18 protein-coding genes and 1 pseudogene are annotated in these 19,521 nt (G+C 62.8%); 10 read left to right on the plus strand and 9 right to left on the minus strand.

The features are described 5' to 3' along the window. Positions 1 to 78: 78 nt before the first annotated feature. Complete coding sequence (gene murJ / locus BM059_RS00300; protein ID WP_074935973.1) at positions 79 to 1,620, minus strand: murein biosynthesis integral membrane protein MurJ; 1,542 nt, start codon at positions 1,618 to 1,620, stop codon at positions 79 to 81. Between the two features lie 192 nt (positions 1,621 to 1,812). On the opposite strand from murJ, the gene rpsT reads away from it, so the two are divergent. Further along, positions 1,813 to 2,091 carry a 30S ribosomal protein S20 gene (gene rpsT / locus BM059_RS00305; protein ID WP_003243036.1) on the plus strand — a complete coding sequence of 93 codons (279 nt, stop codon included), beginning with the start codon at positions 1,813 to 1,815 and terminating at the stop codon, positions 2,089 to 2,091. A 207-nt stretch (positions 2,092 to 2,298) separates the two neighbouring features. Here the strand turns inward: rpsT and BM059_RS00310 are convergent, their stop codons facing one another. Continuing rightward, positions 2,299 to 2,586 carry a PA4642 family protein gene (locus tag BM059_RS00310; RefSeq protein ID WP_037004218.1) on the minus strand — a complete coding sequence of 96 codons (288 nt, stop codon included), beginning with the start codon at positions 2,584 to 2,586 and terminating at the stop codon, positions 2,299 to 2,301. Positions 2,587 to 2,758: 172 nt separating this feature from the next. Here BM059_RS00310 and dauA point away from each other — a divergent pair, with 172 nt between their 5' ends. After that, a complete protein-coding gene (gene dauA / locus BM059_RS00315) occupies positions 2,759 to 4,483 on the plus strand; it encodes a C4-dicarboxylic acid transporter DauA (protein ID WP_074935975.1) in 1,725 nt (574 codons plus the stop codon). Positions 4,484 to 4,592: 109 nt separating this feature from the next. Here the strand turns inward: dauA and BM059_RS00320 are convergent, their stop codons facing one another. Continuing rightward, positions 4,593 to 5,150, minus strand: coding sequence for a hypoxanthine-guanine phosphoribosyltransferase (locus BM059_RS00320; RefSeq protein WP_037004216.1), 558 nt, complete (start codon positions 5,148 to 5,150; stop codon positions 4,593 to 4,595). 238 nt (positions 5,151 to 5,388) lie between these two features. On the opposite strand from BM059_RS00320, the gene upp reads away from it, so the two are divergent. After that, positions 5,389 to 6,027 carry a uracil phosphoribosyltransferase gene (gene upp, locus BM059_RS00325; protein WP_074935977.1) on the plus strand — a complete coding sequence of 213 codons (639 nt, stop codon included), beginning with the start codon at positions 5,389 to 5,391 and terminating at the stop codon, positions 6,025 to 6,027. 1 nt (position 6,028) lies between these two features. Further along, positions 6,029 to 7,291 carry a uracil-xanthine permease family protein gene (locus BM059_RS00330; protein ID WP_037004214.1) on the plus strand — a complete coding sequence of 421 codons (1,263 nt, stop codon included), beginning with the start codon at positions 6,029 to 6,031 and terminating at the stop codon, positions 7,289 to 7,291. 64 nt (positions 7,292 to 7,355) lie between these two features. Here the strand turns inward: BM059_RS00330 and BM059_RS00335 are convergent, their stop codons facing one another. Both BM059_RS00335 and BM059_RS00340 read right to left on the minus strand, forming a co-directional pair. Then, the gene (locus BM059_RS00335) at positions 7,356 to 8,369 is read right to left on the minus strand and encodes a DUF481 domain-containing protein (protein ID WP_037004213.1); all 1,014 of its coding nucleotides are present in this window, start codon (positions 8,367 to 8,369) and stop codon (positions 7,356 to 7,358) included. Between the two features lie 129 nt (positions 8,370 to 8,498). After that, positions 8,499 to 9,491, minus strand: coding sequence for a DUF481 domain-containing protein (locus BM059_RS00340; RefSeq protein ID WP_074935979.1), 993 nt, complete (start codon positions 9,489 to 9,491; stop codon positions 8,499 to 8,501). Positions 9,492 to 9,507: 16 nt separating this feature from the next. Here BM059_RS00340 and BM059_RS00345 point away from each other — a divergent pair, with 16 nt between their 5' ends. Together BM059_RS00345 and BM059_RS00350 are read left to right on the plus strand one after the other, a co-directional pair. Next, on the plus strand, positions 9,508 to 9,882 hold the full coding sequence (locus tag BM059_RS00345) for an MGMT family protein (protein ID WP_037004211.1): 375 nt from the start codon (positions 9,508 to 9,510) through the stop codon (positions 9,880 to 9,882). Positions 9,883 to 9,921: 39 nt separating this feature from the next. After that, on the plus strand, positions 9,922 to 11,718 hold the full coding sequence (locus BM059_RS00350) for an AmpG family muropeptide MFS transporter (RefSeq protein WP_074935981.1): 1,797 nt from the start codon (positions 9,922 to 9,924) through the stop codon (positions 11,716 to 11,718). A gap of 54 nt (positions 11,719 to 11,772) precedes the next feature. On the opposite strand, the gene BM059_RS00355 is transcribed toward BM059_RS00350, so the two are convergent. Both BM059_RS00355 and BM059_RS00360 read right to left on the minus strand, forming a co-directional pair. Next, positions 11,773 to 12,600, minus strand: a complete 828-nt coding sequence (locus BM059_RS00355; RefSeq protein WP_037004209.1) for a mechanosensitive ion channel family protein — start codon at positions 12,598 to 12,600, stop codon at positions 11,773 to 11,775. A gap of 103 nt (positions 12,601 to 12,703) precedes the next feature. Next, positions 12,704 to 13,183 (minus strand): YajQ family cyclic di-GMP-binding protein, encoded by a 480-nt coding sequence (locus BM059_RS00360; protein WP_037004208.1) that lies wholly within the window; start codon positions 13,181 to 13,183, stop codon positions 12,704 to 12,706. 135 nt (positions 13,184 to 13,318) lie between these two features. On the opposite strand from BM059_RS00360, the pseudogene BM059_RS00365 reads away from it, so the two are divergent. The 4 genes and pseudogenes from BM059_RS00365 to BM059_RS00380 all read left to right on the plus strand — a co-directional run. Beyond that, positions 13,319 to 14,284, plus strand: a pseudogene (locus BM059_RS00365) (response regulator); the annotation flags it as partial. Next, positions 14,281 to 15,192 carry a putative 2-dehydropantoate 2-reductase gene (locus BM059_RS00370; RefSeq protein ID WP_074935983.1) on the plus strand — a complete coding sequence of 304 codons (912 nt, stop codon included), beginning with the start codon at positions 14,281 to 14,283 and terminating at the stop codon, positions 15,190 to 15,192. The pseudogene BM059_RS00365 and the gene BM059_RS00370, both read left to right, overlap by 4 nt. Positions 15,193 to 15,284: 92 nt before the next feature. Then, entirely contained in the window at positions 15,285 to 17,303 is a 2,019-nt protein-coding gene (locus BM059_RS00375; RefSeq protein WP_074935985.1) for an ATP-binding protein, read from the plus strand. 3 nt (positions 17,304 to 17,306) lie between these two features. Next, a complete protein-coding gene (locus tag BM059_RS00380) occupies positions 17,307 to 17,882 on the plus strand; it encodes a cob(I)yrinic acid a,c-diamide adenosyltransferase (RefSeq protein ID WP_074935987.1) in 576 nt (191 codons plus the stop codon). Between the two features lie 67 nt (positions 17,883 to 17,949). Here the strand turns inward: BM059_RS00380 and BM059_RS00385 are convergent, their stop codons facing one another. Then, positions 17,950 to 18,891, minus strand: coding sequence for a Nudix family hydrolase (locus BM059_RS00385; protein ID WP_074935989.1), 942 nt, complete (start codon positions 18,889 to 18,891; stop codon positions 17,950 to 17,952). Beyond that, complete coding sequence (locus BM059_RS00390; protein ID WP_037004248.1) at positions 18,888 to 19,520, minus strand: glutathione S-transferase family protein; 633 nt, start codon at positions 19,518 to 19,520, stop codon at positions 18,888 to 18,890. The genes BM059_RS00385 and BM059_RS00390 overlap by 4 nt, the downstream gene beginning before the upstream one ends. Between the last annotated feature and the right edge of the window lies 1 nt (position 19,521).

Genomic DNA, 19,521 nt, shown 5'->3' on the forward strand with positions numbered 1-19,521 from the left:
CGCCTTGAATCGCAGGCATGCGCCATGCGCACCGCTCCTGCACCGAGCCAATGGCGCGCACGGCGCACCCGACGATGACTACAGCGACCGCCGGGCGAAATCGCGCAGGCGAAATCCCAGTACCAGCAACGTGCCGAAGTAGACCACCAGACCAGCAAGCACCAGCGCGCCTAGACGTAACAAGCGCACCAGCATCTCACCTTCCGCCCAGACTGGCATGACCTGCAGCAACCCCAGTAAAACCGCGACCATCGCCGCCACCGCAACCACCAGCTTGAGCAGGAACAGCCCCCAGCCCGGCAACGGCTGGAAGATATCGGCGCGACGCAGTTGCCAGAACAGCAGGCCAGCGTTCAGGCAAGCCGCCAGGCTGATCGCCAGCGCCAGACCGACGTGCGCCATATCCAGGCCAAAAACGAACAGCGCATTCATCGCCTGGGTCGCCAGCAGGCTGACGATGGCGATGCGCACCGGTGTCTTGATGTTCTGCTGGGCATAGAAACCAGGCGCGAGGATCTTGATCAGAATCAACGCCAGCAGGCCGACCGAATAGGCCACCAGCGCCCGCTGGGTCATCAGCGCGTCTTCTGCACCGAACTTGCCGTACTGGAACAGCGATACCACCAGCGGCTCGGCGAGAATCGCCAACGCCAGGGTGCAGGGCAGTACCAGCAGAAAACACAGGCGCAGCCCCCAGTCCAGCAGGCGACGATATTCGTCGCGATCCCTGCTCGCGTAGGTCTTGGAAAGCGCCGGCAGCAGGATGGTACCCAGCGCCACACCCAACACACCCGACGGCAGTTCCATCAGGCGGTCCGCGTAGTACATCCAGGACACCGAGCCGGCCACCAGAAAGGAGGCGAAGATGGTGTTGATGATCAGCGAGATCTGACTCACCGAGACGCCGAAGATCGCCGGCCCCATCTGCTTGAGCACGCGCCAGACGCCGAGGTCGCCGAAACTAAGGCGCGGCAGCACCAGCATGCCGATCTTCTTCAGGTGCGGCAGTTGCCAGAGCAACTGTGCCAGCCCTCCGACCAGCACCGCCCAGCCCAGCGCCATGATCGGCGGGTCGAAATAGGGCGTCAGAAACAGCGCGAAGACGATCATGCTGACGTTGAGCAAGGTCGGCACGAACGCCGGCACCGAGAAACGGTTCCAGGTATTGAGCACGGCCCCAGCCAGCGATGACAGGGAAATCAGCAATATATAAGGGAAGGTCACCCGCAGCAGATCGACCGTCAACTCGAAGCGCTCGGCCTCATCGGCAAAACCCGGCGCCGTGGCCCAGACGATCCAGGGCGCTGCGAGCACGCCAATGGCCGTGACCAACGCCAGCACCAGCGTCAGCAAACCGCAAACATAGGCGACAAAGGTTCGCGTCGCCTCCTCGCCCTGCTGCATCTTGTATTCGGCCAGGATGGGCACGAAGGCCTGGGAGAAGGCGCCTTCGGCGAAGATGCGGCGCAGCAGATTGGGTAACTTGAACGCCACCACGAAGGCATCCGACGCCACCCCAGCCCCGAAGGTGCGGGCGATGATGGTGTCGCGCACGAACCCCAGCACGCGAGACACCATGGTCAGGGAGCTGACGGCAGCCAGGGACTTGAGCAGATTCATGGGGTATTTCAGCTTCCATAAAGAGGTGCATTAGCGGACAATCCGCCGCCAACGAGGGCGTCGAGTGTAGCGAGCCACCGCTGGTCAGGCCAGCAGCTAAAAGCACCCGCGGACTTGACAGCTGATAGTCATGTCGGCATGATTCGCGGCCTTAATTTGTGTAAACCCCCCCAGTTTTCGAGGAGCTTGACGGTGGCCAACTCACCTTCTGCCAAAAAACGCGCCAAACAGGCTGAGAAGCGCCGTAGCCATAACGCCAGCCTGCGCTCGATGGTTCGTACCTACATCAAGAACGTGGTCAAGGCTATTGCTGCCAAAGATCTCGAGCTTGCCAAAACCGCTTACACCGCAGCTGTTCCGGTCATCGACCGCATGGCTGACAAAGGCATCATCCACAAGAACAAAGCCGCTCGTCACAAGAGCCGCCTGAACGCGCACATCAAGGCGCTGGGCGAAGCTGCTGCCGCCTAATCGCGACAGGTTCTTGAAAAACCGGCCCTAGAGGCCGGTTTTTTATTGCCCCGCGTTCACGATCCGCGGGCCATAAAAAATGGCCGGGAGCCATTTTTTACGTCGCGCAACGACGGCCCGCAAGGTGGCCGCCAGGGATGGCAGGCCATAAAAAATGCCCGCCTTCTTCTCAATGAAGCACGGGCATTTTTGTCCAGCAGGTAAAAATCAGCCGCGGACGGCCTTGATCACCTCGATGTAAGGCTCGGCATTGCGCTGATCCTGAATCAGCGCGACGAAGTCATTGCCCTGCGCATCAGCTGCCGACAGGTCGTAGCCCTCGGCAACGAAGAAGCCCACGAAACGCTCGAAGTCATCGACGCGCAGACCGCGATAAGCCTTGACCAGCTTGTGCAGCGAGGGCGGCGTGGCATCCGCTGGCTCCACCGCAAGGAACAGCTTGATCGAGTCATCGCTGATTTCTTCGCCAATCACCTGCTTCTTGTCTTTACGCATCGCCCGCTCCCATCAGCATTACAGAGGGCCGGCAGTGTACCGCCGAGCCGCGCGCGGCTCAACGCGCAGCCCGGCAGGCTAACACGCGAAAAATCGACACGACAGCCGACCTAGGTCATGCCGCGCGGCGCAAACTGGCCCCTATAATGCGCCAAGCCATTAGGAAGCCAGCATGTCACGACCATCGTTACCGCTGTTCGCCGCCTGGCGCCAAACCCTGCGCGCGGGCTACTCCTGGAAAGCCCTGCGCGGGGATCTGAGCGCTGGCCTGACGGTCGGCATCATTGCCATTCCGCTGGCCATGGCGCTGGCCATCGCCGTGGGCGTGGCACCGCAACACGGCCTCTACACCGTGCTGATCGCGGCGCCCCTGATCGCCCTGTGCGGCGGCTCGCGCTTCAACATATCCGGCCCCACCGCCGCCTTCGTGGTGATTTTGCTGCCGATCACCCAGCAATACGGCCTCGGTGGATTGTTGCTGTGCACGCTGATGGCCGGCGTGATCCTGATCACCCTGGGGCTGCTACGCGCCGGGCGCCTGATCGAGTTCGTGCCTTATCCGGTGACGCTGGGCTTTACCGCTGGCATCGGCATCGTCATCGCCGTCCTGCAGATCAAGGACCTGTTCGGCCTGCACCTGGCCGGCACACCCCAGCACCTGCTGGAGCAAGTCAACCTGCTGATCCACGCTCTGCCCAGCCTGCAGCTTGGCGACAGCCTGGTCGGTGCCGCGTGCCTGGCGACACTGCTGATCTGGCCGCGCCTGGTGCCGAAGATTCCTGCGCACCTGGTCGCCCTGGCAATCGGCGCCTTGCTCGCGCTGGCACTGGAACCCCTGGGGCTGCCCGTGGCGACACTGGGCGAGCGCTTCAGCTATCAGCTCGATGGCATCGAGCACCCCGGCATCCCGCCGTTCCTACCGGACCTGGCGCTGCCCTGGAACCTGCCGGGCGCCGACGGCCAACCCCTGGCGCTGTCGTTCGAGCTGATCCGCCAACTGCTGGCGCCGGCATTCGCCATCGCCATGCTCGGCGCCATAGAGTCATTGCTGTGCGCCGTCGTCGCCGATGGCATGACTGGCAGCAAGCATGACCCCAATGCCGAGCTGATCGGCCAGGGCCTGGGCAACCTGGCCGCCCCTTTCTTTGGCGGTATTACCGCCACTGCCGCCATCGCCCGCACGGCAGCCAACGTACGCGCAGGCGCCTTTTCTCCAGTAGCGGCATTGGTGCATGCAGGCGTGGTGCTGGCGGCGATTCTGCTGCTTGCCCCACTGTTCAGCTATCTGCCTATGGCGGCTCTAGCCGCGCTGCTGCTGATGGTGGCGTGGAACATGAGCGAGCCCCAGCACGTCGTTCATACGTTGCGCATCGCCCCGCGCAGCGATGTGCTGATACTGCTGACCTGTCTGGTACTGACAGTGCTGTTCGACATGGTGCTGGCCGTCGGCGTCGGCCTGCTGCTGGCGGCCGGGCTGTTCATCAAGCGCATGAGCGAACTGACCGATACCGCAGCACTGAGCCGCCGACAGCGAGAAGCCCTGCAAGACCTGCCCGAGCATGTGCTGGCTTACGCCATCCGCGGCCCACTGTTCTTCGGCGCGGCAGAAAAGGCACTGAGCGTGCTGCGACGCTTCACGCCGGGCGTGAGGATAGTGATCGTCGACATCAGCGCCGTGCCGCTGCTGGACATGACCGCCATCGCCGCGCTGGACAACGTGCTGCGCGACTATCGCCTGCAAGGCATCGCCCTGATTCTCAGCGGCCCCACCGCACAGGTACGGCTGCAGCTACGCCGCGCCGGCATTCACCGACGCGCCGGACAACTGGCCTACGTGCATGATCTGCCGCAGGCGCGGGAGAAAGCCCTGCGCTGGCTGGATGAGACCGCCAGGTAGGGTGCGCCATGCGCACCAGGGTCAGCAGCCGGAAAGCCGGTGCGCGCAGCACACCCTACGTTGACCGCGGTTCGCGAGCAGAGCTCGCGCCTATGAGTGGGAAAGGGGCTTACAGCCCCTTGACCGCGAAGATGCCGGCGGCGTTGCGCCAGTAACCCTTGTAGTCCATGCCATAACCGAAGATGTAACGGTCGATGCACTGCAGGCCCACGTAGTTGGCTTTCAGATCAGGACGTGCCTTGCGGTCATGCTCCTTGTCGATCAACACCGCGGTGTGCACGGCACGTGCGCCGGCATGTCGGCAGAAATCGATGATCGCGCCCAGGGTGTGCCCCTCGTCGAGAATGTCGTCGATGATCAGCACGTCACGGTCGATGAAGGAGACTTCCGGCTTGGCCTTCCAGAACAGCTCGCCACCGCTGGTTTCATTGCGGTAGCGAGTGGCGTGCAGGTAGGACGCCTCCAGCGGGAAATTCAGCTTGGTCAGCAGCTTGCCGCAGAAGATCAGGCCGCCGTTCATCACGCAGAACACCACTGGATTGCGCTCGGCCAGTTCGGCGTTGATCTGGCTGGCAACCTTGTCGATGGCCGCTTCCACCTCGGCTTCGGTGAACAGGCAGTCGGCTTCCGCCATGATTTGGCGAATGTGCGCGAGATCGGCGGACATGATGTGTTCTCTCTTGATCGGGCTGATGAATGGCGGCGAACGGCCTGAAAGCTGATCGAGCCGTCAAATAAAAGCGGGCAAAGGTACAGACCCATGCAGCGCTTGCCAAGTATCGCCTGACCAGCGTAGCTGACGCGCAGCACAGGACATCGTGACTCATCAGTCACCCACCACTTGGCATGAGCAATGCTTTAATCTAACGCGATTTTTCCCAGAGCCCCGTTGGAGATCCCAGCCCATGCCCACTCGCGAGATCCGCCACCCGCTGATTCGTCACAAGATCGGCCTGATGCGCCGCGCCGACATCAGCACCAAGAATTTCCGTGAGCTGGCCCAGGAAGTGGGCGCCCTGCTGACCTATGAAGCGACCAACGACCTGCCCCTGGAAACCTATGCAATAGATGGCTGGGCGGGCAGAGTGCAGGTCGAGAAGATCGCCGGCAAGAAAATCACCGTGGTGCCCATCCTGCGCGCCGGCATCGGCATGCTCGACGGCGTGCTCAGCCTGATCCCCGGCGCCAAGGTCAGCGCCGTGGGCGTAGCGCGCAACGAGGAAACCCTCGAAGCGCACACCTACCTGGAAAAGCTGGCGCCGGAAATCGACTCGCGCCTGGCCCTGATCATCGACCCGATGCTGGCCACCGGTGGCTCGATGGTCGCCACCATCGACCTGCTGAAGAAGGCCGGCTGCAAGGATATCCGCGCCATGGTGCTGGTCGCCGCTCCCGAAGGCATCAAGGCCGTCGAGCAGGCTCACCCGGACGTGACCATCTTCACCGCCTCCATCGACCAATGCCTGAACGAGCACGGCTACATCATTCCGGGCCTGGGTGATGCTGGTGACAAGATCTTCGGCACCAAGCAGAAGGACGCCTGACATGTCGCAGACGGAATTCAACGATCCGCTGTGGCGCCAGGGCATTTCCGGCGCACAGATGCTGTTCGTGGCCTTCGGCGCCCTGGTGCTGATGCCGCTGATCACCGGCATGGACCCCAACGTCGCGCTGTTCACCGCAGGCATCGGCACGCTGCTGTTCCAACTGGTGACCAAGCGTCAGGTGCCGGTGTTCCTGGCCTCCAGCTTCGCCTTCATCGCACCGATTCTGGCGGCCAAGGGCGAGTTCGGCTTGCCTGCCGTCATGGGCGGCGTGATTGCAGCGGGGCTGGTCTACATCCTGCTCTCGGCGCTGGTCAAACTGCGTGGCCCGAGCTTCATCGACCGCCTGCTGCCACCCGTGGTGATCGCCCCGGTGATCATCTCCATCGGCCTGGCGCTGTCGCCCGTGGCGGTGAACATGGCCATGGGCAAGGCCGGTGACGGCAGCGTCGAGCTGGTGCCTTACAGCACCGCGATGATGATTTCGATGCCTGCGCTGATCACCACCCTGCTGGTCGCGGTGCTGGGCCGCGGGATCTTCCGCCTGGTGCCAATCCTCGCGGGTATCGCGGTCGGCTGCGCCATTGCGGCAGTGCTCGGCGTGATCGACACCAGCGCCGTAGAGCAAGCTGCCTGGCTCGCCGTGCCCAACTTCATCACCCCGGAGCTGCACTGGGGCGCCATTCTGTACATGGTGCCGGTAGCACTGGCGCCGGCCATCGAGCACATCGGCGGCGTGGTGGCGATCGGCAATGTCACCGGCAAGAACTTCGTCAAGAAGCCTGGCCTGCATCGCACTCTGCTGGGCGACGGCCTGGCCACCTCGGCAGCCGGCCTGTTCGGCGGCCCGCCCAACACCACTTATGCTGAAGTCACTGGCGCAGTGATGCTGACCAAGAGCTTCAACCCGAAGATTATGACCTGGGCTGCGGCGTTCGCCATTGCCCTGGCCTTCATCGGCAAGTTCGGCGTGGCCCTGCAGAGCATTCCGGTACCGGTGATGGGCGGCATTCTCTGCCTGCTGTTCGGCTCCATCGCCGTGGTCGGCCTCAACACCCTGATTCGCCACCAGGTCGACCTGTCCGAAGCACGTAACCTGATCATCGTCTCGGTGACCCTGGTATTCGGCATCGGCGGCATGGTCATCGGCGGCAAGGAATTCGCCCTGTCGGGGATTTCCCTGTGCGCCATCAGCGCCCTGCTGCTCAACCTGGTCCTGCCAGGTGGTGCCGGCTGGAAGAAGCGGGACGCGGAAGAGGCCTGATTCCGCCGCCCAATAAAAAGCCCGCGATCTTCGCGGGCTTTTTCGTCTACACAGGCGCTGATGCTTACCAGCCGACCCCGAAGCCCAGGGTGTAGCGGGTCTCATCCAGATCACCCTCGGCACCACTGACCATGTCCTTCTCGGCCTTCATGTTCAGCGAGGCCCAGTCGGTCACCTTGTAACGCAGACCGATCTCGGCATCCAGGCTGTAGTCAGCCGCGCCGCTGAGCGGACGGCCAACTTCACCGACACTGAACAGTTCGACGGTCTTGCCGATCAGGTAGCGGTTGTAGTCCCACTTCACGCTCATGGCGTAGAAGCGATCCTGCTCACCGTTGCTGTAGCGGTAATCGCTGCGGTTAGCCAGAGTGGCGATAGAAAACGCGCCCAGCTCGTCATCCCAGAACTGGTAACCGGGACCGGTACCGAGGGTGCGCTGACGCTCCACTTCTTCGATGCGGTCGCGCTTGTACTCGAAGCGCCCCTGCCAGAACCATTTTTCAGTGAGGAAGCGGTCGAGTGCGTACTCGGCGCTCCAGTTATCGGTACTGACGACGTCGTCTTTCAACTCGCGGTTGTAGTCGGCGATCGCGTTATGCCGCCAGCGGCCATGACGGGCCTGAGTCTTGATGTCGACGTCATAGTCATCGGAGTCGCGCTCACCGCGCTTGTAGTCCAGACCAAGGTCGACGTTACCCTTCCAGGTGAAATCCTCCACCAGCGGCTTGGGCTTCATGATCTGCTCGATCTGCGTCAAGTCGATGGTCTTCGGCGCCTCACCATTGGCCAGTGTTACCTTGCCAGGCTCGGCGGCCAGCAGCGACTTGGCACGCTCGCCGTCCACCGGCCCGAGCTTGACCAGCAACTCATGGTCGCTTTCCAGGGTGGCGATTTTCTTCCAGTCCAGCGGGATGGAACCGCCGTAATCGGTTTCCAGCAGCAATTTGCTGCCGTCGAAGAAGCGGATGGTGCCAGAGAGGCGGTCACCGTTCTTCAGCCAGACGGTATCGGCGAAGGCGGCAGAACTGCACAGGGCGATGCTCAGGCCTAGCAGGGACAGCGATGTAGAGCGCGACATAAGTTGGGTAATGGCGTTGGTGGGCGAAAGCCGGGCATTATCCGCAACCCCGGCGCCAGAGCAACAGCTGACCGACCAAGATACGCAGAGTTCAGCTTTTTCCGTCGGGCGGCGATCCGTCGATCGGCATCACCACCCTACGCCGACACCGATCAGGTAGTGCCGGTCCGACACGGTCTGCCCCTGCGCTCGCAGTTGGTCCAGCTCATAGAGCAGCGACAGGCGTGCCCACTGGTTGAGGCGATAGCGCAGGCCGAACTCACTGTCGAGCACGTAGTCGATCGTATCGACATGCGGGACCTGCAGCTCGGCGTTGGCATAGAACTCCAGCCGCGTACCCCACAACAGGCGCTTGTAATCCAGCTCCAGCGATGTGGTGTTGAAGGCCAGGTCGGCGACGTCCGACTCCAGACGCACGCGGTTGAACTGAGCGATCAGATCGAAGCGGCCCAGTTCGTCATCCCAGAAGCGATAACCAGGGCCGGTGCCAACGATGCGCTGACGGTCGATGGTTTCGAACTCATCCTCGGCCTGCTGCACCCCCATCCGCCAGAACCAGTGCTCGGAGAGAAAACGGTCAAGGTCGTATTCCAGCTCCCAGTTGTCCTCGACCTTCCTGTCGTTCTTGGTTTCACGCTCCAGCTCGCCACTGAGCACATGCCGCCAACGCCCGTGTTCGACCCGGGTGTTGCCCTTGAGCTTCCACTCGTCGACGTCATTCTGATTGCGCTTCATGTCCAGCTTGGCGTCGAGGTTACCCTCCCAGAGGCGGTCCTCCAGTAACGGCCGCGGCGGCACCAGACGCTTGATCTGCGCCAGCGGCAGTATGTATTCACGTTCACCCTGTACGCGGACCATGCCGCTGCCAGCAGCCGCCAACCTTTCGCTGCGTTCGTTGTCGAAACCGCTGCGACGCACCAGCAGGGGCTTGTCCGAGCTGAGGGTATCGATATCCTTCCAGTCGATCAGTACCTGGCCAGCGTATTTGGTCTTGAGCGCCAGCTTGCCGCCATCGAGCAGGATGATGTCACCACTGAGGCGATCCCCGTTGTCCAGCCACACGGTATCGGCCCAGGCCGGGGCGGCCAGGATAAGCAAGAACAAGGCGACCAGTGCGCGCATGATAAGGACGCATCCTATGAGCAAGACGAAGCCGCCAGAGTCTGCATGGCAGGCACCGCCACCGGCAAGCGTGGAGGCGCGCCGCGAAGCGCTGTATCTGGTCTTGGCACAGGTACCGCAAGGCAAGGTCGTCAGCTACGGTGAACTGGCGCAGTTGGCCGGCCTGGGCCGCGCAGCGCGCTGGGTAGGTCGCACGCTGAGCCAGTTGCCGGATGGCACCACGCTGCCCTGGCATCGGGTGATCGCCGCAGGCGGCCGCCTCAGCCTGACCGCTGGCAGCCCTTCTGGTGCCGAACAACGGGCGCGCTTGCGCGCAGAGGGCATCAGCATCCTGAACGAACGTGTGGATATGCGTCGTCACGGCTGGCGCCCGATGGAGCACAGCAGTTAGAGTGCGCGCTATTCATTTTCCACCCCAGATTCGAGCCTGATGCCACGCAAATCCTGGCGAGAAGCCCTCGCCACCTATGCCAACCCCGCCACACTGGCTCTTCTGCTTCTGGGGTTCGCCGCCGGCCTGCCCTACATGCTGGTGTTCTCGACCCTTTCGGTATGGCTACGCGAAGCCGGTGTAGCGCGCGAAACCATCGGTTTCGCCAGTCTCATCGGTCTGGCCTACGCCTTCAAATGGGTGTGGGCGCCGATGCTCGACCAGTGGCGCCTGCCACTGTTGGGCAAGCTCGGCCGGCGCCGTTCCTGGCTGGTGCTGTCACAGGGGCTGGTCGCCATCGGCCTGATCGGCATGGCCAATTACGACCCACAGACGCACCTGTCTTCGCTGATCGCTCTGGCCGTACTGGTAGCCTTCGCCTCGGCCACCCAGGACATTGCAGTCGACGCCTATCGCCTGGAGATTCTCGGTGATGAACACCAGGCTGCGCTCGCCGCCGCCTACATGACCGGCTACCGCGTCGCCGCACTGCTGGCCACCGCTGGCGCGCTGTACTTCGCCGAAGGCTTCGGCTCCACCGCCAAGGACTACCAGTTCAGCGCCTGGACCGGCACCTACATGGTCTTCGCCCTGCTCATGCTGCCAGGCCTGCTCACCTCCATCTGGATGCGTGAGCCACCGGCACCGCCACACATTCACGTCGCCCCGCCCAAGCACGGTTTTTTCCACCAGTTGCTGGCGATCAGCGCGGTGATCGTACTGATCATCTCCGTGCCGACCATGTTCATCCAGTTCTACCAGAGTGACCTGATGCCCATGCTGCTTGGCGACGTCAGCATGCACGAGTTGCTCTACAACGACCGCGCCTTCCTGCGCGCCATGCTCTACAGCACCCTGGCCTGCGTATGCGCATCCGGCTTGTTCTGGGGCGGGCTGGCGCCTGTGCTGAAAACGGCTGCGGCAAAGTACGGCTTCTTCCATCAGCTGCTCTCCGTACTGCTGCTGATCATCCTGCTGATTGCCATACCGGCCATGGTCACCCAGTTCTACGAGAGCGACCTGAACCTGGTCTTTCAGGGTCAGCTGAGCCTGCAGGATCTGCTCTACTACGACCGAGCCTTCCTCCGTGCCCTGCTCTACACCCTGCTCACAGCCCTGTCCATTTCCAGCCTGTTCTGGGGTGGCATGGCACCGGTGCTCACACCGATCAACGACTTCATCGTGCGTTATCGCTGGCAGGCGCTGCTACTACTGAGCCTGATCGCCACCTATCGCCTGTCCGATACCGTGATGGGCGTGATGGCCAACGTCTTCTACATCGACCAGGGCTTCACCAAGGAGCAGATTGCCAGCGTCAGCAAGGTCTTCGGCCTGGCAATGACATTGCTCGGAGCGGGTGCCGGCGGCCTGCTGATCGTACGTTTCGGCATCATGCCGATCCTGCTGATCGGTGCAGCCGCATCGGCGGCCACCAACCTGCTGTTCATGCTTCTGGTGGGCATGGGCCCGCACCTGAACATGCTCATCGTCACTATCAGTTGCGACAATTTCAGCGCAGGCCTGGCCACCTCGGCGTTCGTCGCCTACCTGTCGAGCCTGACCAACCTGAAGTTCTCCGCCACCCAGTACGCCCTGCTCAGCTCCATCATGCTGCTGCTGCCGCGCCTGATCGGCGGCTACTCCGGGGTGATGGTGGAAAGCCTCGGCTATGCGCACTTCTTCCTCGCCACCGCACTGATGGGCATACCGACACTGCTACTCATCGTCGTCCAGTGGCGTCGCGACAAGCGCCAGCCACTGCCCGATACGATGCCGCCTGCGGTAGACAAGGCCTGATCGACAGACAGAAAAAAGCCCCGGATCGACCGGGGCTTTTTCATTCATCGCGCCTCATTCGGCCTTGGCCAGATGCACCACGCGCTGCGGGAAGGGAATGCCGATACCGGCTTCGGTCAGGCGCTCCTTGGCCAGCTCGGTAAAGGCGAAGGTCACCGGCCAGAAGTCACCAGTCGCCACCCACACGCGCAAAGACAGGTTCACGGCGCTGTCACCCAGACCAGTGACGAATACCACCGGCGCGGGATCAAGCTGCACACGCGGATCCTTGGCGATATCCAGCAGCACCTCACGGGCACGCTTGATATCGCTGGAGTAATCGATACCGACATTGATGTCGGCACGCCGACGCGGCTCACGCGAATAGTTGGTGATATGACCATTGGACAATGCACCATTGGGTACGATCACCACCTTGTTGTCTGCCGTTTTCAGCGTGGTATGGAAGATCTGGATGCTGTCGACGCTACCGGAAACACCCTGCCCCTCGATCCAGTCGCCAGCGCGAAATGGACGGAACAGCATGATCAGCACGCCACCGGCGAAGTTGGCCAGGCTACCTTGGAGGGCGAGACCGATGGCCAGACCCGCCGCACCGATCATGGCGATAAAGGAGGTGGTCTCAACACCGATCATCGACGCGACACTGATCAGCAGCAGAATACGCAGCACGATGCTGACCAGGCTGCCAATGAAACTGCTCAGCGCGCGATCCACCTTACGCGCCTCGAGCATGCGCCCGATGCTGGATGTGAGCCGGCTGATCAGCCACCAGCCGATAAGCAGCGTGATCACTGCCAGGGTCAACTTGCCGCTGTACTCCAGCACGACCGGCAGCCAGGCCTCCGACATCTTGACCAGTTCGTCGACGTTCATTTCCATAGGGTGCTCCCGTTTTCCTGTACGTGAAACGAAACCGCCATGGCAGGCCATGGCGGTCAAAGTGCTATCAACCTAGGGTGCGACGCCTTGGCGCCGCAAAGGTTCAATCGCGGAAATTGTTGTACTGCAACGGCATACCGAACTCGTGACCACGCAAATGCGCGATGGCTTCCTGCAAGTCATCACGCTTCTTACCGGTGACGCGCACCTGCTCACCCTGGATGGCCGCCTGCACCTTCAGCTTGGCGTCCTTGATATGAGCGACGATCTTCTTCGCCAGCTCCTTGTCGATACCCTCACGGAAGGTGACTTCCTGCTTCATCACCTTGCCCGACGCATAGGGTTCCTTGGTTTCCATGCATTGGCAGTCGATCTTGCGCTTGACCAGGCTACTGCGCACGATGTCGAGCACCTGCTCGAGCATGAACTCTGCTTCGGCGGTCAAGGTCAGCGCCTTGTCCTTGCTCTCGATGCTGCATTTTCCGCGCAGGTCGAAACGGCGGTCGAGCTCCTTGATGGCGTTATCGACCGCATTGGTCAGTTCGTGTTTGTCCAGTTCGGACACGACGTCGAACGAAGGCATGTGTGGGCTCCTGATGGACGGCGCGATACTCTTCACGGAGTGAGCGCGCCTGACTTGACGATAACTATGGCGAGCCCATTATAACCAGACTGATACACGCCGTTTGGCGTCCTTCCTCTCTGCCTGCGAGCCTGCACCATGCCCAACCCCCATCTCAGCATCCTGGTGGTGGACGACGCCAAGTTCTCCAGCGCCATGATCGGTCGTGCTCTGAGCCAGGCCGGCTACCAGGACGTGCGCTTCGCCAGCAGCGCCAGCGAAGCGCTGCAACTGCTCGAACAGCGCCCCGCCAGCGTACTGCTGGCCGATTGGCTGATGCCCGAGATCGATGGCCTGGAGCTGACCTCACGGGTGCGCCAGCTGGACGAGACTGCCGATCACTACACCTACATCATTCTGCTGACCGGCAAGGAAGGCGAAAACGTCCTGAGCGAAGCCTTCGACCGTGGTGTCGATGACTTCATCAGCAAGGCAGCGATGAACGAGCAATTGGTGCCGCGGGTCTACGCCGCCGACCGTCTGTGCAACACCCTGCAGCGCCTGCTGCACGAAAACCGCATGCTGACGCACAACATCGCCAGCCTGGAGCGGCGCAATCTGGTCGACCCGCTCACCGGGTTGGGCAACCCACGCTACCTGCGCCAGAAGCTCACCGACAGCCTGCGCCAGATCGAATCACGCGGCGGCGCCGTGTGCTACCTGTTGATCGGCTTGCAGGACGCCGGTCAACTGCGCAGCCAGTATGGCGATCGCTTCTTCAACGAGCTGCTGCACGGCGTAGCACGACGCCTGCAGCAACTGGTCAGGCCACTGGATGTGCTGACGCGCCTGGACGACAACCACTTCGGCCTGATCACCCTGCTCGAGGACCTGCACGAGTGCTCGCCGAGCAGCTTCAAGCGCCTGCATGAAGGACTGAATCTCAAGGCATTCAAGACCAGCGAAGGCTTCATCACGCTGAAGGCGGGCATCAGCCTGGTCGGGCTTGACGCCAAGGCATTGCCCACCGACCCCGAGCAACTGATCCAGCATGCAGAAAAACTGCTGGCCGAGTCCTACGCCAGCGGCCGGGTCGCGGCCATGCGCATGCCCCTGCCGTGACCTGGCATATCCTCGGTGCCGGCAGCCTCGGCAGTCTATGGGCCACGCGCCTGGCCCGTGCCGGCCTGCCCGTCAGGCTGATCCTGCGTAACCCGCAACGCCTCGAAGCCTACCACCGGGCTGGCGGCCTGACGCTGGTCGAAGCAAACCAGCCCCAGCAATACGCCATCCCCGCAGAGCTGCCACAGGCGGATACGCCAATCCAGCGCCTGCTGCTCGCCTGTAAGGCCTATGACGCGCAACGTGCAGTGGCGAGCGTCGCCCAACGCCTGACCCCAGGCGCCGAGCTGTTGCTGTTGCAAAACGGCCTGGGTAGCCAGGATGAAGTCGCCCAGCACCTACCGAAACAACGCTGCCTGTTCGTCTCCAGCACCGAAGGTGCCTTTCGCCCTGCAGACTTTCAGGTGGTATTCGCCGGTAATGGTCACAACTGGCTGGGCGACCCGAGCGATCCCCGGCCGCCAGCCTGGCTGGACGAGCTGCAACGCGCCGGCATCGCTCACCAATGGAGCCCGGATATCCTCGCGCGCCTGTGGCGCAAACTGGCACTGAACTGCGCGATCAATCCCCTCACCGTCCTGCACGACTGCCGCAATGGTGATCTCGCCGAGCACCCAGCCGAAATCGCCACCCTGTGCGCCGAACTCGGCGAACTGCTGCAACACTGTGGCCAACCGACAGCCGCGGAGAATCTGCATGAGGACGTGCAGCGGGTGATCCTCGCCACCGCAGCGAACTACTCCTCCATGCATCAGGACGTCGCGCAAGGCCGTCGCACCGAGGTCACCTACCTGCTCGGCTACGCCTGCGCCGCCGCGCAGCGCCACCAGTTGCACCTGCCGCACCTGCAGCACCTGCAACAACGCCTGCTCCGGCATCTGGAGGAGCGCGGCCTAGCGCTGAACTAGGGGCTGTTGCCGTCCCCCTGACGAGCCAGGCCGTGGCAATGACCTTCCTGGCGCGCTAACCTGCCGCTTCCACTCGCCATAGCGATAACCTCATGAGACTGCGCCAGCGCCTCGAAAACCTGCCGGTCGGCCGCAAACTGCTCGCCGCGCTGCTGGTACTGCTCGCCGCGGTAATGCTGGTGGCCAATCTGGCCTTCATCAGCGCAGCCTACTGGATCACCCAGGAGAGCATGGCGCCGCAAGCCCTGCACACCCTCGGTCGACTCATCGCCAGCCCAACGCTCAGTAAAGAGGCGCTGCATTCGCCAGCCTCGGCCCAGGCCCTGCTCAAGCGCCTTGATGAATACGCGCCACTGCGTGCCGCGGTGATCTACGACAGCAACGGCGATAGCCTGGCGCAGCTGCAGCGCGGTGAAAAACTGCAATTACCGCAGGAAATCAGCCAACTGCAGAACTGGCGCGAAACCGCCTTTCGCACCAACCTGCTGGTCGACTTGCCGCACCCCAGTGGCCACTCCGGCGCTCTGCTGCTGGTGGCCTCAAGCGAACTGCCTGGAGCCTTCTACACCGGAACCCTGACCGCCAGCCTGGTCATTCTGGCGTTCAGCGTACTGCTGTGGATGCTGGTGGCCAGGCAGATCAAACGCCTGGTGACCAAACCCATCCGCCGCCTTGAGGAGCTCTCACGCCAGGTCACCCGCGAAGAGAACTATGCGCTACGCGCCAATCGCGGCAATCAGGATGAAATCGGCAGCCTGGCCGATGCCTTCAACACCATGCTGATGCGCATGGAAGCCCGTGAGCAGCAGCTCAAGCGCGCCCGCGACGACGCCCAACAGGCCTTCGACCAGGCGCAGAGCCTGGCCGAGGAAACCCGCCACTCCAACCGCAAGCTGGAGCTGGAAGTGCAGGTACGCAGCAAGATCGAGAAGAAGCTCACCGGTTTTCAGAACTACCTCAACAGCATCATCGACTCCATGCCCTCGGCGCTGATCGCCCTCGACGAGCAACTCTACGTCACGCAGTGGAATCAGGAAGCCAGCGACCTGTCCGGCACACGCCTGGAAGAAGCGCTGAACCAGCCGGTATTCCTCGCGTTCCCGCCGCTGAAACCCTTCCTCGCACAGCTCAAACGTACCGCCGAACAACACCGGGTGGAAAAGATCGAGCGCGTGACCTGGCACAAGGACGAGGAGCCCCACCACTACGCACTGACTTTCTATCCACTGATGGGCAGTGCGGGTCGTGGCGCGGTGATCCGTATCGACGACATCACCCAGCGCCTGGCCCTCGAAGAAATGATGGTGCAGTCGGAAAAGATGCTTTCCGTCGGTGGCCTGGCTGCCGGCATGGCGCATGAAATCAACAACCCGCTCGGCGCTATCCTGCATAACGTACAGAACATCCGCCGGCGCCTGTCTCCGGGCCTGGAAAAAAACCTCGAGCAGGCCGAACAGGCTGGCCTCAGCCTGCCTGCCATTGAGCAATACATGGAGGCACGCGAGGTGCCGCGCCTGCTCGACGGTATCCAGCAGGCTGGCCAGCGCGCGGCCAAGATCGTCAGCCACATGCTCAGTTTCAGCCGTCGTAGCGACCGCCAGCTATCGCCCTGCGACCTGCCGGCCTTGATCGACCAGGCTCTAGAAATCGCCGGCAATGACTTCGACCTGACCGACAGCTTCGACTTCAAGGCCCTGGAGATCGTGCGCCAGTTCGACCCGCTGCTGGGCCCGGTGGCCGGCACCGCCAACGAACTGGAGCAGGTACTACTCAACTTGCTGAAGAACGCTGCCCAAGCCATTCATCAGCGCGACGAGGAGGCTGAACCTGGCCGTATCATCCTGCGCACGCGGCAAGCTGGCAGCTGGGCGGAAGTTCAGGTGGAGGACAATGGCACCGGTATGAGCGAGGCGGTGCGCAAGCGTATCTTCGAGCCATTCTTCACCACCAAGGAAGTTGGCCAGGGCACCGGCCTGGGCCTGGCAGTCTCTTACTTCATCATCACCAACAACCACAAAGGGCAGATGGAGGTGCACTCCACACCCGGCCATGGCACCTGTTTCACCCTGCGCCTACCGCTGGCCTCCCTACCCGACCACACAGGACTCTGAGACATGGGTTTTCGCCTCTCGAAGATCTACACCCGCACTGGCGACAAAGGAGAAACCGGCCTGGCCGACGGCCGTCGAGTCGGCAAGGACCATCCACGTATCGAGGCCATCGGCGAACTGGACACCCTCAACAGCCAGCTCGGCCTGCTGCTTGCCGAACTCGACGAGGCGGTCGCGACCTGGCCAGCCCTCAAGGACGTCAGCGACGTGCTGAGACCCAGCCAACACCGCCTGTTCGACCTCGGTGGCGAACTGGCGATGCCCGAGTATCAGGCCCTGCAACAGGTGGAAGTGGAGCGTCTGGAAGCCGCCATAGACAGCTGGAACGAAGAGGTCGGGCCGCTGGAAAACTTCATCCTGCCCGGCGGCTCAAGGCTGATCGCCCAGACCCACGTCTGCCGCAGTCTGGCGCGCAGCAGCGAGCGCCGCTGCCAGCACCTCAATGCCGTGGAGCCACTGCGCGCCGAAGGCCTGGCCTACGTCAACCGCCTCTCCGACCTGCTGTTCGTCGCCGCCCGCCTGATCGCCAAGCGCCAGGGTATTGCCGAGGTGCTGTGGAGGGCGGCAGACAAACCGTAAGGCCAGAAGCTTTGCGCAGGGTGCGCCGTACGCACCTGGGGCTACCTCAATACGTGCTCGGCGCAGCCTACTGCGGCCAGAATGCGCGGATGCCCGCCACGCCTTGGCCGCCAACCTGCCAGGCGCGTTCGATATCGGCCGGGCCGACGCCGCCCAGTAGATAAGCTGGCAAGTTGCAGCCCGTGAGCATCTCGCTGGCAGCGTCCCAACCCAGCGGCTGCGCCTCGGGGTGCGTCGCGGTCGCCTGCACCGGCGACAGGGTGACGAAGTCCACGCCCATCTGCATCGCCAACGCCAGTTCCTCGGCACTGTGGCACGACGCCGCCAACCAGCGGTCCTCAGGGAACGGACGGCCGCCCGCGGCATACTTGCGTAACTGCTCGGCCGTCAGATGCCAGCCGGCCGCGGGGAAATCGCCCAGCCACTCCAGCGGCCCCTTGAGCATCAACTGCGCCTTGCCGGCGCACAAACCTTGTACGTCGACAGCCAGGTCGCGGTATTGCGGATCGAACATGTTCGGCGCACGCAGCTGAATCAGCCGCACCCCTTGCGCCAGGGCGCTGCGGATACCGGCGAGCAGCTCGCTCGGCTCCAGGTCGTCCGGGGTAATCAGGTAACGATCAGGCAGGCGCGCCGCAGCGACGATGGGCTTGTTGGCGGCGGGAAATTCATACTCCAGCAACTGTCGCTCGCTGACCCAGGTCAGTGGCTGGCCTTCGGCGCCATGGGGCTCACCGCTGAAGGCCGATACCTCCCAGACGTCCAACAGCACCTGCTTGTCGGGGTAATCGTGGCGAATCTGGATCAGCGCACGCGCGGCCTGCGGACGAATGCCTAGTTCCTCCTCCAGCTCTCGCGCCAGAGCGACCTCGACCGCTTCGCCGTCCTCCACCTTGCCGCCGGGAAACTCCCACAGGCCGCCCTGATGTTTGTCCTGTGGGCGCTTGGCGATCAGGATGCGTCCATCTTCACCCCGAATCACCGCTGCTGCGACATGAACGCGCTTCACCCCTTTACCTCCTGCAATGCTGCCTGATACCAGCGCTGGAACGCCGGCCAGCGATAGATGGTTTCAACATAGGCCGCAGCCGTTGTCGGCAACGCCACATGATAACTGCGCAGTCGCGCGGCGATCGGTGCGTAGAAGGCATCGGCGATGCTGGCCTGGCCAAATAGATAGTTACCGGTACTGGCGTAACGCTCACGGCACCCGGCCCAGATCGCGCAGATGCGATCGATATCGGCCTGCGCCTCGTCAGGCAGTTCGGCCAGTGCCTTGTCCCGTGCCAGGTCCATGGGCAGATGACTGCGCAGCGCAGTGAAGCCGCTGTGCATTTCCGCACAGATGCTGCGTGCCAGCGCGCGAGCCTGACGTTCCTGCGGCCACAGCTGTGCCTCGGGGTAGCACTCAGCCAGGTACTCGGCAATCGCCAGGGAGTCCCACACAGCCCCCTGCTCAGTTAGCAGAACCGGCACCTTGCCGGTGGGCGAATAGCGCAACAGTTGTGCGCGACTGTCAGGCTGAAACAAACGTACCCGCAGCTCTTCGCAGTCGGCACCGGCCAGATCGACCGCCAGCGCCGCACGCAGAGACCAGGAGGAATAGTTCTTGTCGCCAATCACCAGTTGCAGTGCCATC

Origin of the sequence: Ectopseudomonas composti, assembly GCF_900115475.1 — a bacterium.
Classification (GTDB): Bacteria; Pseudomonadota; Gammaproteobacteria; order Pseudomonadales; family Pseudomonadaceae; genus Aquipseudomonas; species Aquipseudomonas composti.

Excerpts from the sequence above, each read along its gene's own strand:
- BM059_RS00340 (WP_074935979.1), bottom strand. The coding sequence starts at position 9,491 with ATGCGCGCACTGGTCGCCTTGTTCTTGCTTATCCTGGCCGCCCCGGCC.
- BM059_RS00310 (WP_037004218.1), bottom strand. The coding sequence starts at position 2,586 with ATGCGTAAAGACAAGAAGCAGGTGATTGGCGAAGAAATCAGCGATGAC.
- BM059_RS00375 (WP_074935985.1), top strand. The coding sequence starts at position 15,285 with ATGAGACTGCGCCAGCGCCTCGAAAACCTGCCGGTCGGCCGCAAACTG.
- BM059_RS00320 (WP_037004216.1), bottom strand. The coding sequence starts at position 5,150 with ATGTCCGCCGATCTCGCGCACATTCGCCAAATCATGGCGGAAGCCGAC.
- BM059_RS00350 (WP_074935981.1), top strand. The coding sequence starts at position 9,922 with ATGCCACGCAAATCCTGGCGAGAAGCCCTCGCCACCTATGCCAACCCC.
- BM059_RS00345 (WP_037004211.1), top strand. The coding sequence starts at position 9,508 with ATGAGCAAGACGAAGCCGCCAGAGTCTGCATGGCAGGCACCGCCACCG.
- BM059_RS00355 (WP_037004209.1), bottom strand. The coding sequence starts at position 12,600 with ATGGAAATGAACGTCGACGAACTGGTCAAGATGTCGGAGGCCTGGCTG.
- BM059_RS00360 (WP_037004208.1), bottom strand. The coding sequence starts at position 13,183 with ATGCCTTCGTTCGACGTCGTGTCCGAACTGGACAAACACGAACTGACC.
- upp (WP_074935977.1), top strand. The coding sequence starts at position 5,389 with ATGCCCACTCGCGAGATCCGCCACCCGCTGATTCGTCACAAGATCGGC.
- BM059_RS00335 (WP_037004213.1), bottom strand. The coding sequence starts at position 8,369 with ATGTCGCGCTCTACATCGCTGTCCCTGCTAGGCCTGAGCATCGCCCTG.
- BM059_RS00380 (WP_074935987.1), top strand. The coding sequence starts at position 17,307 with ATGGGTTTTCGCCTCTCGAAGATCTACACCCGCACTGGCGACAAAGGA.
- murJ (WP_074935973.1), bottom strand. The coding sequence starts at position 1,620 with ATGAATCTGCTCAAGTCCCTGGCTGCCGTCAGCTCCCTGACCATGGTG.
- dauA (WP_074935975.1), top strand. The coding sequence starts at position 2,759 with ATGTCACGACCATCGTTACCGCTGTTCGCCGCCTGGCGCCAAACCCTG.
- BM059_RS00390 (WP_037004248.1), bottom strand. The coding sequence starts at position 19,520 with ATGGCACTGCAACTGGTGATTGGCGACAAGAACTATTCCTCCTGGTCT.
- BM059_RS00330 (WP_037004214.1), top strand. The coding sequence starts at position 6,029 with ATGTCGCAGACGGAATTCAACGATCCGCTGTGGCGCCAGGGCATTTCC.